This window comes from Bradyrhizobium sp. CCBAU 45384, assembly GCF_028128665.1.
GTDB lineage: Bacteria > Pseudomonadota > Alphaproteobacteria > Rhizobiales > Xanthobacteraceae > Bradyrhizobium > Bradyrhizobium manausense.
Map to the genome: position 1 here is coordinate 102,393 of NZ_LBIZ01000119.1, position 11,695 is coordinate 114,087.

The following is an 11,695-nucleotide window of genomic DNA, read 5'->3' on the forward strand; positions in this document are numbered from 1 at the left end:
CCGGGATGTAGCGGCGGCGGCTGCAAAGCGCAACCGCCGGAGCTGCGATCGTCCGTCTTATCCGCTGGCCTAGTAGAGCCCGCCGGTGCCGGGCCGCATGAAGAAGCCGGAATCCGGCGCCTGCTGCGGCGGCGACACGCCACCACGCCCGTCGGCGTCGGCAACGCCGATAACGGAGTAATTATCCGGCGGCGCCGTGCCCGGCTTGAAGGCCTCCAGGATGGTTCCACCGGTCTCGCCGGGACCGGCGCGCATGCCGGTCTTGGCAACGACGCGGACCAGCTTGATGCCCGCCGGCACCTTGAACGGCACCGCCGGCTTGTCGGCGAGCGCGAGCTTGAAGAAATCGCGCGCGATCGGCGCCGAGAGATGGCCGCCGGTCGCCGCATTGCCTCGGCCGAGCGGACGCGGCTTGTCGTAGCCCATGTAGATAGCGACAGCGACATCGGGCGAGAAGCCGACGAACCAAGCGTCCTTGGCCTCGTTGGTGGTTCCGGTCTTGCCGGCGATCGGCTTGCCGACCTCCCGGACGACTGTCGCGGTACCGGCCTGCACCACGCCTTCCATCAGCTCGGTGATCTGATAGGCGGTCATGGCATCGAGCACCTGCTCGCGACGGTCGATCAGCTGCGGCTCGGGCTGATTCTTCCAGCCGCTGGGCGCATCGCAGCCGCGGCATTCGCGCTGGTCGTGCTTGAAGATGGTGTGGCCGTAGCGGTCCTGGATGCGGTCGATCAACGTCGGCTTCACACGACGGCCGCCATTGGCGAGCATCGAATAGGCCGTGACCATGCGCATCGCCGTGGTTTCACCGGCGCCCAGTGAGTAGGACAGGTAATTGGGCAACTCGTCATAGACGCCGAAGCGTCGGGCATATTCGCCAATCAAGGGCATGCCGATGTCCTGGGCAAGCCGCACCGTCACCGTGTTGCGCGACAGCCGCAGCGCATTGCGCAAGGTCATCGGCCCCATATACTTGCCGGCATCGAAGTTTTCAGGCCGCCAGACACCTGCGCCCTGGCCCTGGTCGATTTCGATCGGCGCATCGAGCACGACCGTCGACGGTGTATAGCCGTTGTCGAGCGCGGCCGAATAGACGATCGGCTTGAACGACGAGCCGGGCTGCCGGTAGGCCTGGGTGGCGCGGTTGAACTGGCTCTGGTCGAACGAGAAGCCGCCGACCATCGCGAGCACGCGGCCGGTCCAGGGGTCCATCACCACCATCGCGCCCGAGACTTCGGGAATCTGTCGCAGGCGATACTGGCCTTCGACCGGTTGTCCTTCCTTGCTGTAGAGCGGATCGGCATAGATCACATCGCCAGGCTGAAGCACCTGCGCTACTGACGTCGGCGTCTTGCCCTTGAAGTTGCCCTGGGTCGGCCTCGCCCAGCGCACGCCGTCGACCGTAATGAGTCCAGTCTCGCGCTGCTTGCTGACGGCGCCGCCAAGCTCGCGGTTCGGCTGGAAGCCGATGCGCGCCGACTGGTCGCTGGTTTCCAGCACCACCGCCATACGCCATGGCGAGATGTCGGAGAGCGACTTGATCTCGGCGAGCTTCACGCCCCAATCGCCCGAAATATCGAGCTTGCTGATGGCGCCGCGATAGCCCTGCTGCTCGTCATAGTTCACGAGGCCGGCGACCATGGTCTTGCGCGCCATGACCTGGATCTTCGGATCGAGCGTGGTTCGAACCGAGAGGCCGCCCTCGTACAGCTTCTTCTCGCCATAGCGCTCGAAGATGTCGCGGCGGACTTCCTCGGCGAAATATTCGCCGGCGAAGGTGTGGGCACCGTTGGAACGGCTGGTGACGACCAAGGGCTCCTTGCGCGCCTTGTCGGCGTCAGCCTGCTTGATCCAGCCGTTCTCCTGGAGACGGTCGATCACGTAGTTGCGGCGCTCGATGGCGCGATCGCGGTTGCGCACCGGATGCAGCGTCGCCGGCATCTTCGGCAGCGCCGCGAGGTAGGAGGCCTCAGCCACGGTGAGCTCATTCACCGACTTGTCGAAATACACCAGCGAGGCGGCGGCAATGCCGTAGGCGCCGAGGCCGAGATAGATTTCATTCAGATAGAGCTCGAGGATCTTGTCCTTCGAATAGGTCTTCTCGATGCGCATCGCGAGCAAGGCTTCCTTGATCTTGCGCGAGAACGAGACCTCGTTGGTCAGCAGGAAATTCTTGGCGACCTGCTGGGTGATCGTGGAGGCACCCTGCGGACGGCGGTTGGAGCCGAAGTTCTGGAGATAGAGCACGCCGGCGCGCGCCATGCCGGTGTAGTCGATGCCGCCATGCTCGTAGAAATTCTTGTCTTCGGCGGCGAGGAACGCGTTGATCACGAGCTTCGGCACTGCCTGGATCGGCAGGTACAATCGCCGCTCCTTGGCGTATTCGCCGAGCAGCGAGCCGTCGACCGCGTGCACGCGGGTCATCACCGGCGGCTCATAATCCTGGAGCTGAGAGTAATCGGGCAAGTCCTTGGAGAAATGCCAGATCAGGCCTGCCACGGCGCCGACACCGACAAGGAACACCACCGTTCCCGCGGCGAACAGGAAGCCCATGAACCGCACAAGCAAGCGCATTATGTGTTTATCCGTTTAATCCCAGGATCAGCCCAAGCCGCCTAAACAAGGCGCCCCAAACGGGCGCCGTCCTCACGTCGCGAATTCACCGGCCTACCCAATACCATCGATGCCGGACCGAAAGACGCTCGCCGAACGGGATTCTCGTCGATTCCGGAACCCCCTGCCTCGTTTTTATAAGGCGCCCGCTGTGGCCAAACTAGGGCTTAACAGCTGACTCGGCATTCTCTTCTTAATTGCTGGCCCCCGCCGTCGCCATCCGCTTGGCCAGGAACGTGTCGATCGCCTGGGCCATCGAGCCGACGGCTTTGGACCGCCAGCCCTCGGAGACGAGATGCTCGAGATCGCCCTTGTTGGAGACGTAGCCGATCTCGACCAGCACCGAGGGCACGTCGGGCGCCTTCAGCACCCGAAAGCCGGCCGACTTCAGGGGATGCTTGTGCATCCGCATGGTCGTCTTCATTTCGCTCATCAGCAGATGGGCAAAACGGCTTGAAAAGGTACGGGTTTCCCGCTGCGTCAGGTCGATCAGGATATCGGCAACGTCGGTCGGCTCTTCCGCCAGGTTGAAGCCGGCGATCGCGTCGGCGCGGTTTTCGGCATCGGCCAGGCGCTGCGCTTCGGCGTCGGAGGCCTTGTCCGACAGCGTGTAAATGGTGGCGCCCTGGGCGTCGCCCTCGGCCTTCGGCAGCGCATCGGCGTGGATCGAGACGAACAGCGCGGCATTCAGATTGCGGGCGACCTTGGACCGGTCATTCAGCGGAATGAAGGTGTCGTCGTCTCGCGTCATCACCACCCGGTATTTGCCTGATTTTTCCAGCCGGTCGCGCAAGGCGAGGCCAAAGGCCAGCACCAGATTCTTCTCGCTCTCACCGCTCGACTGGGTGCCGTTGTCGATGCCGCCATGGCCGGGATCGATCACGACGACCGGGCGGCCGTCCGAAGGTGCACCCGGCTTCTGCTGCGCCGGTTCGGGCGCGGCGGGAAGGGTTGCCGGGGGAACGACGGCGATCGTCGGCCGCAGCTCGGAGCGATTTTCCGGCGGGGGAGTTTGCACGAAGGCGGCGCGGTCGACCTCCTCGAGTTCCAGCACCAGCCGGGCTGGCTGGCCATTGGCCGCATCGAGCACGTAGGAATTGGCGATCTTGGCCGGCCCGGTCAGGTCGAACACGATTCGGGAGCCGCCGGGCATCACCAGCCCGTACCGGAAGGCCTTGACCAGCCCTCGCCCGGCCCCTGTGCCCGGCGCCAGCTGAAAATTGACCTGGGGAACATCGACCACCACCCGGTAGGGATCGGCGAGCGTCGTGGCGCGGAAGGTCACGGTCTGGTCGAGATCGAGAATGAAGCGAGTCTGCTTGCCGTCACCGGCCAGGCGCGCAGCTGAGGCGACAGGAAAATTTGCTGCCGCTACAGAGGGCCGCGAGGGGCTTTCCGCCGCGTTGAGGCGCGAGGAATCGGCGCATGGCAAGGCTGAGGCGCATAGAAGCGCAAATCCCAGCAAAACCCGTTGATTTGTGCGGCTCGCCACCGAATCCGTGCCTCCGAGCAGCCCTCTTTAACGCAATAGAACCACAGGGTTAATCGGTCCTTAATGACGGAAACGCAAAACTCCCGGACTGTGACCGGCGTGCGACGCTCCCTTGCACGGATGGCCCATTCCTCGTATGTACGGAATGCTGACGGCCAATGATTTCCGGTTGTGTCGCATTCAGCCTCCCGGTGCAGCGCCGGAGCTCCCAAGGTTCGGGAATTCCAGCGTTTTTCTGTTCCCCTCAACGACCAGCGCGGTGCGCGGCAGCGAGGCGAACGGGGCAAGCCCCGGCGGCGGACGGTTTCCGGTTACCACACTGTTTCCGGAACAGTTTTGACAGCGACGCGGCCAGTTACCCACTCCCTTAATCCAGAGGGGGCGGTTCTTGATCCAGGGCGAGCGCGCACGCGCCATGCCTGGCCAGCAGCAACTGATTAGGGGCGGCCCCGCCGTCCAACGTTTCATACGGGCCGACGCTTGATGCGCCAGACTGTGCCGACGAATTCTGAAGGACCTTTCGCGACGCGGCGGAGTGAAAATCCCGCGCGCCGCTTCGGTTCTGAAGCTTCCGATTCGGCAAGGCGCGAGAGACGGCGTTTCGGCCTTCCCCTCACCCCCGAATCAGGTGGACCGTCGCGTCACCCGGCAGCGCTCTTCGCGCCCACGGTGAACCGCGCCCGCCGCCGCCAAGAGTTAAGACATGCCCAACAAGATGTTGATCGACGCCACCCACCCGGAAGAGACCCGGGTCGTCGTGGTCCGCGGCAATCGCGTCGAGGAGTTTGACTTCGAGACCGCGCAACGCAAGCAACTGCGCGGAAATATCTACCTCGCCAAGGTCACCAGGGTCGAACCCTCGCTCCAGGCCGCCTTCGTCGAATATGGCGGCAACCGCCACGGCTTCCTCGCCTTCAGCGAAATCCATCCCGACTATTACCAGATCCCGGTTGCCGACCGGCAGGCGCTGATCGAGGCCGAAGAGCAGGCTCATCGCGAAGCCGAGGAGGAGAGCGAGAACCGTTCGCACGGCCGCCGCCGCTCGCGGCACCGCAATGCCCGCCGCCGCGGTCACGGCGAGCGTGTCCGCAGCGACATCGTCGAGGGTCTCGACGCAGGCGCCGATCCCGCCGCCCAACCGGTCGAAGGTCAGTCCCTGCCCGAGCACGCCGAAGGCGCGCTGCAGGAGGGCGAGCACCTGCACGCTGATGCCGAGCATCACGGCGAGCACCACGAGGATCAAGATCACGACCATGATCACGACGATCACGGGCATGACGATCATGAGCATGATGATCACGGCCATCACGATCATCCTCACGCCCATGATGACGCGCATGCGCACGATCATGACGATCATGGTCATGACCACGAGCATGATCATGACGAGCACGAACATCACGCCGACGAGACGCCCGCGCCTGTCGCGGCTGTGGGCGCCGAGCCCGCGGTTGCGGCCGAAACGGTTGCCGAGCCTGAGCGGGCTCCTGCCGTCGAAGCCCATGGCGAAACGTTTGCGGAAGTCGTGACCTCGGTCACCGAGCCGGCCGATGCCGTTTACGCCGCCGGCGAAGCGGCGGAGGCGCCGCATGGCGAGGCTGCGGAAACCGAAGAAGACGAAGAGGACGACGAGGACGGCGAAGAAGCCGAAGAGGAAGTGGTTGAATCCGTCGGCGGTGACGACGTGCTCGAGGAAGTGCCGGAGCGCACCTTCCGTCCGCGCCGCCAGTACAAGATCCAGGAAGTCATCAAGCGCCGCCAGGTGATGCTGGTGCAGGTGGTCAAGGAAGAGCGCGGCAACAAGGGTGCGGCGCTGACGACCTATCTGTCGCTCGCCGGCCGTTATGCCGTGTTGATGCCGAACACCGCCCGTGGCGGCGGCATCAGCCGCAAGATCACCTCGGCGCAGGATCGCTCGCGCCTGAAGGAAGTGGTGCAGGATCTCGACGTGCCCGAGGGCATGGGCATTATCCTGCGCACCGCGGGTGCCGCCCGCACCAAGCCCGAGATCAAGCGCGACTTCGAGTACCTGATCCGGATGTGGGAGACGGTGCGCGATTTGACGCTGAAGTCGCAGGCCCCGACGCTGGTCTACGAGGAAGGCTCGCTGATCAAGCGCTCGCTGCGCGACCTCTACAACAAGGAGATCGACGAGATTCAGGTCGCCGGTGAAGCCGGCTACCGCGAAGCCCGCGACTTCATGAAGATGCTGATGCCCGCCAATGTCAGTGCGGTGAAACAGTATCGCGACGGCCAGCCGCTGTTCTCGCGGATGGGCGTCGAGAGCCAGCTCGATGCGATGTTCTCGCCGACCGTGCAGTTGCGCTCGGGCGGCTACATCGTCATCAACCAGACCGAGGCGCTGGTCTCGATCGACGTCAACTCCGGACGATCGACCCGCGAGCACCATATCGAGGACACCGCGCTCAAGACCAATCTGGAAGCGGCCGAAGAGGTCGCCCGCCAGCTTCGCCTGCGCGACCTCGCCGGCCTGATCGTCATCGACTTCATCGACATGGACGAGAAGCGCAACAACCGCGCGGTCGAGCGCAAGCTGTCCGATTGCCTCAGGCAGGACCGCGCGCGCATCCAGGTCGGCCGCATCTCGCATTTCGGCCTGCTCGAGATGTCGCGTCAGCGCATCCGCGCCAGCGTGCTGGAGTCTTCGACCGATCCCTGCCCGCATTGCGGCGGCACCGGCCATGTCCGTTCGGTGTCCTCGGTGGCGCTGCAGCTGCTGCGCGGCCTCGAAGAGATCCTGATGAAGGGCGCGACCCACAATCTCGTGGTCCGCACCCGCACCGACGTCGCGCTCTACGTGCTGAACCACAAGCGCGGTCATCTCCGCGATCTCGAGAACGGCTTCAAGGTCACGCTGTCGGTGATCGCCGATCCCAGCGTCTCAGGACCGCAGGCTTATGTGATCGACCGCGGTGAGCAGGTGCATACGCTCGAAGCCGCCAAGGCGCTGCTGGCCGCACAGGCGGCCGCAAGCCCGCCGCCCCTGCCCGAAGAGGCCTATGACGACGAGGACGGTTTCGACCTCGAGACCGAATCAGAGGTCGAGACCGACGAGACCGAAGGTCTCAGCGAGGAGCAGGCGTCCGGTGAAGCCGGGTCCGAAGGAGACGGCCAGCGCCGCAAACGCCGCCGCCGTCGCCGCGGTCGCGGCGGTCAGCGCGACGGCGAGCTTCGGGAAGATAGTCCGGCCACGCTTCCAGAGCCGGCCCTGGCCGCCGGCGAAGGCGAAGAGGATGGCGACACCGAGCAGGACGGCGAGGACGGTGAGGAGCAGGCCGCCCGTGGCGAGCAGCAGGGCAGCGGCGAGCGCCGGCGCCGGCGCGGCCGTCGGGGTGGACGTCGTCGGCGCGGCGGCAACGAGGACGGTCTCGCCGGATCCATCGGCGACGAACTCGGCGGCAATCCGCCGCCGGAAGCAACCAACGCTGTGGCCGATTTCGACAGCGCCGACAGCGAGGCCGCTCCGTCGATTGCGCATTCAGGGCAGATCGCCCCTGATGAGCACGAGACGTCCCAGCCCGAGCCCCAATACCACCAGGCCCCGGTTGAAGCGCCGGTCCAGGCCGCACCGGCTGCTGCTGTGGCCGAGGAAGAGCCGGTCGTCGACGGCGACGGGAAGGCGGCACGTCGCCGGTCGACTGTCCGCGAGAAGGTGAGCTTCCTGTCGAGCAGCCCGAGCGAGCCGGCAACCCCGGTTGCTTCAGCTCCGGAGCCGGTTGCTCCGCCCGCCCCTGCACCCGCGCCGGAAGCGGCGACCGAGACGCCGGCGGCCCCGCGCCGCGCCGGCTGGTGGTCGCGCCGTTTCGGCGGCGGCCAATAAAGCCGAACACCCCCAATGCAAAACGCCCGGCCAAAAGCCGGGCGTTTTCGTTTTCATGCCCCGCCAATCCGCTACGGCGGCAGTTCGCCATCACCTGATGAGGCCACATCTCGCGATGCGATCTGGCGAAGCTGGTCGTAGAGATCGGGCGCCTCGCTGGTGCAGAGACAGACGCCCTTGGCAGACGCTCCCTCGCCGGCATTGAGGTAGGCGTGGCCCATGGTGCTGTCGAGATAGATGCCGTCGCCCTCGCCCAGGATCTCAGGTGCGTAGAACTCGGTGTGGACGGCCACGCGCCCGCTCGTCACCAGAAAATACTCTTCGCCGGCGTGACGCAGCAGTGGCCCGAATTCGTCCAACGAGCGCGCGCGGACCTCGGCGACGATCGGCACCATGCGTTTGCCGATCAGGTCGGTGCATTGATAGGTGTAGGTGTAGAATTTCGTGTTGATCAATTGCCCCTGCCCGGCCCGGCTGATGCTTCGGCGCGCGGTGACCGGCCGGCCCTGTGCAGGCGTCGCGACCGCGGGATTGAACAGCTCCGCGATCTCCATCTTCAGACCTGAGGTCAGCTGGAGCAGCTTGTCGTAGGTCAGCGACATCAGGCCGTTCTCGACCTTCGACAAGGTCGACAGCGCCATCCCGGTCCGTTCCGCTACCTGCTTGAGCGTCAGACCGCGCGCCTGACGGGCGGCCTTGAGACATTGGCCGAGCTGGGAGTTGGCACCCTCTGACGTCGTGATCTCGCTCATGGAGCATCTCTACCATGGACCCGAGAAAAAATATTGGCTGATCGGCCTAATCTTTTCGACGCCATGCACTCTCGGATACCTCTCTTGGTTGCCGGCTGGGCATGCCGGCCAGGATTTGTGCACGAATGGGCCGGTTTTGACGAATATTGGTGCGTCGGAGCTCATTTCCGATATGCTAAATCGTTTTCATAATCTGAAAGGGATTGGTCTTGCCCGACCTGTGCGATTCCAGCGCCGTTGAGTTACGCCGCCTGCTGGCCAGCAAGGCGATCTCGCCTGTCGAACTGCTCGACGCCTGCCTGTCACGCATCGCCGCCGTCAATCCCGCTGTCAACGCCGTCGTCACTCTGGACGAGCCGGGCGCTCGCGCCGCCGCAAAGACCGCCGAGACCGCCATCCGGTGCGGTGAGGATCGAGGCCCGCTGCACGGGCTCCCCGTTCTGATCAAGGACACGCAAGACACCGCCGGGATGCGCTCGACCTATGGCAGCCCGCTGCTCCGCGACAACGTGCCGGCTGCTGACCAGGGCTCGGTCGCGCGCTTGCGCGCCGCCGGCGCCATCATCTTCGGCAAGACCAACACGCCGGAATGGGCGGCAGGCGGCAACACCCGCAATCCCGTATTCGGCGCGACCGGCAATCCCTTCGATCCCATGCGCTCGGCGGCCGGCTCCTCCGGCGGCTCCGCGGTCGCGCTCGCCTGTGGCATGGCGCCGCTCGCCTCGGGCTCCGACACCGGCGGCTCCCTGCGCAATCCGGCGGGCTTCTCCGGCATCGTCGGGATGCGCCCCTCCTATGGCCTGGTGCCGAGCGAGAAGCGCATCTTCGGCTGGTCCAACCTGTCGACCGATGGACCGATGGCGCGCAACGTTGCCGACACCGCATTGATGCTGTCGGCAATGGCGAGCGACGATCCCCGCGATCCACTCGCCTACACCCTGCCCGGCGAGCCCTTGCGCGGACGCGCCGAGCGCTGGGCGGCGCCGCGCCCAACAGACCTCGGCAAGCTGCGCCTTGCCTTCACCGAGGATTTCGGATTCGCGCCGACCGAGCAGGCGATCCGCCGCGTGTTCCGCCAGCGCGTGAGCAAGCTCGCGCCGCTGTTCGCCGAGAGCTGCGAGGCGACACCCGACTGCACCGGCGCCGACGATGCTTTCGCCGTGCTGCGCGCGGGCCTGTTCCTGGCGACCCATGGCAAGACCTACAAAGAGCGGCCCGAGATGCTCGGCCCCAACGTCCGCGCCAACGTCGAGGAAGGCCTCCGCTATACGCTCGAAGACCACGCCCGCGCTTGCACGACGCAGACACGGATTTATCGCGCCTATCAAAGCTTCTTCGAAACCTGCGACGTGCTGATCAGCCCGACCATCACGCTGAGCCCGCGGCCCTGGTCGGAGCTCTATCCCGCCGAGATCGACGGCGTGCCGACGAAATCCTACTTCCACTGGCTCGCGCTGGCCTACGCCGTCACGCTTGCCGGCCACCCCGCGATCAGCATTCCGCTCGGCCTTGATGAAGCCGGCCTGCCGTTCGGCCTCCAGATCGTCGGCCCGCGTGGTGGCGATGCCATCGTCCTCTCGGTCGCCGCGAGCATCGAGGCTGCGTTCGCGAACGATCCGGAAATGTGCCGGCCGGTGCCCGACCTCGCACGGCTCGCCGCCGCGCCGCCGCTGTCGGCCGCGCCCGGCTTTCTCACCTGGGAATAGAGCCGGCGCATAAACCAAACAGGCATGACCGCCGGCTCGCCGGCATCGAGGAGATCAGCATGGCCGAATTGTCGAACCGAAAGACCGGAATCGTCGCCTTCGTCCTGCTCTATCTCGCCTATTGCATCTCCTATATCGACCGCGCCGCGATCTCGCTGGCGCTGGCGCAGATCGGCAAGGATTTCAATCTGCAGGCTGCCGATCTCGGCATCGTCATCAGCGCATTCTTCCTGGGGTATGCAGCCATGCAGGTGCCCGGCGGATGGCTCTCCGACCGCTTCGGCTCGAAATATGTCGTCATCGTCACCATCGTGATGTGGTCGCTGTTCACCGCGTTCACGAGCCTTGCCTGGTCGCTGACCTCGCTGATCGCGATCCGCTTCATCTTCGGCATCGCCGAAGGCGGCTTTCCGCCGGCAAGCATTCGCGCCATCGCGGAGCTCTTCAAGAAGGACAGCCGGCCCAAAATGTCGTCGCTGCTGCTGTCTTCGAATTATGCCGGCAGCATGATCGCACCGCTGATCATGGCGCCGCTGATCGTCTGGCTGGGCTGGCGCCACGCCTTCAATACGATCGGCATCGCCGGCATCGTCTTCGCGGTGATCTACTTCGTCTTTGTTCCGCATCTGGCGCGTATCGGCGTCGGACCGGTGACGGCAAAGCCCCGCGCGCCGATGCGCGAGCTGATGAAGAATCCGCTGCTGTGGCAGCTCATGGTGGTGTGGTTCGGCCTGAGCTGCGTCAACAAGGGCCTGGATTCCTGGATGCCGCTCTATCTGCTGCAGCAGCGCGGGCTCGACCTCAAGACCGTCGGCGTGGTGGCGCCGATCCCGTTCGTGATGGCGACATTTGCAACCGCAATCGGCGGCTGGGTGATGACCACCTTCTTTGCCGAGCGCGAAAAATATCTCTTGATCGGCAGTTCCGCGTTAACGGGCATCTTCCTCTACGCCATGTACAAGGCGGAGACGATCACCGCCTTGATCGTCTATCAATCGGTGGTCTACTTCTTCAAATCCTTCGTCCTGGCCTCCGTGATTGCGCTGCCGACCAAGCTGCTGCGTGACGACCAGATCGGATCGGGCATCGGCATGGTCAACCTGGGCGGCCAGAGCGCGGGCTTCGTTGCACCCGCCATCATGGGGTTCATCGTGACGGGGTCAGGATCATTCGACGCGGCCTTCGGCTTCCTGGTGACGATGACGGCGATGTCGGTCGTCGTCGCCGCGACCATCAACACGGCGCAGCCGAAGTTGGCGCCGAAGCCGGCCTGACGGGAGTTCTGCAG

Annotated in this window: 7 protein-coding genes; 3 read left to right on the forward strand and 4 right to left on the reverse strand. The window is 65.1% G+C overall.

Annotation, left to right across the window (positions count from 1 at the left end; translation table 11 throughout):
- Positions 1-69: 69 nt before the first annotated feature.
- The 3 genes from XH80_RS36985 to XH80_RS36995 all read right to left on the reverse strand — a co-directional run bounded on the left by XH80_RS36985 (position 70) and on the right by XH80_RS36995 (position 5,699).
- Complete coding sequence (locus XH80_RS36985) at positions 70-2,577, reverse strand: penicillin-binding protein 1A (RefSeq protein ID WP_271602879.1); 2,508 nt, start codon at positions 2,575-2,577, stop codon at positions 70-72.
- Between the two features lie 232 nt (positions 2,578-2,809).
- Positions 2,810-4,108: an N-acetylmuramoyl-L-alanine amidase gene (locus tag XH80_RS36990; protein ID WP_271602880.1), complete on the reverse strand. Its 1,299-nt coding sequence runs from the start codon at positions 4,106-4,108 to the stop codon at positions 2,810-2,812.
- A 613-nt stretch (positions 4,109-4,721) separates the two neighbouring features.
- Positions 4,722-5,699, reverse strand: coding sequence for a hypothetical protein (locus XH80_RS36995; protein WP_271602881.1), 978 nt, complete (start codon positions 5,697-5,699; stop codon positions 4,722-4,724).
- Between XH80_RS36995 and XH80_RS37000 the strand changes: the two genes are divergently transcribed.
- Positions 5,634-7,949 (forward strand): Rne/Rng family ribonuclease, encoded by a 2,316-nt coding sequence (locus XH80_RS37000; protein ID WP_271602882.1) that lies wholly within the window; start codon positions 5,634-5,636, stop codon positions 7,947-7,949. The two genes, XH80_RS36995 and XH80_RS37000, sit on opposite strands and share 66 nt — an antisense overlap.
- A gap of 71 nt (positions 7,950-8,020) precedes the next feature.
- Here the strand turns inward: XH80_RS37000 and XH80_RS37005 are convergent, their stop codons facing one another.
- A complete protein-coding gene (locus tag XH80_RS37005; protein WP_057744921.1) occupies positions 8,021-8,701 on the reverse strand; it encodes a helix-turn-helix domain-containing protein in 681 nt (226 codons plus the stop codon).
- 209 nt (positions 8,702-8,910) lie between these two features.
- Here XH80_RS37005 and XH80_RS37010 point away from each other — a divergent pair, with 209 nt between their 5' ends.
- Positions 8,911-10,407, forward strand: a complete 1,497-nt coding sequence (locus XH80_RS37010; RefSeq protein ID WP_271602883.1) for an amidase — start codon at positions 8,911-8,913, stop codon at positions 10,405-10,407.
- Positions 10,408-10,466: 59 nt separating this feature from the next.
- A complete protein-coding gene (locus XH80_RS37015) occupies positions 10,467-11,681 on the forward strand; it encodes an MFS transporter (protein WP_057744918.1) in 1,215 nt (404 codons plus the stop codon).
- Positions 11,682-11,695: the final 14 nt, after the last annotated feature.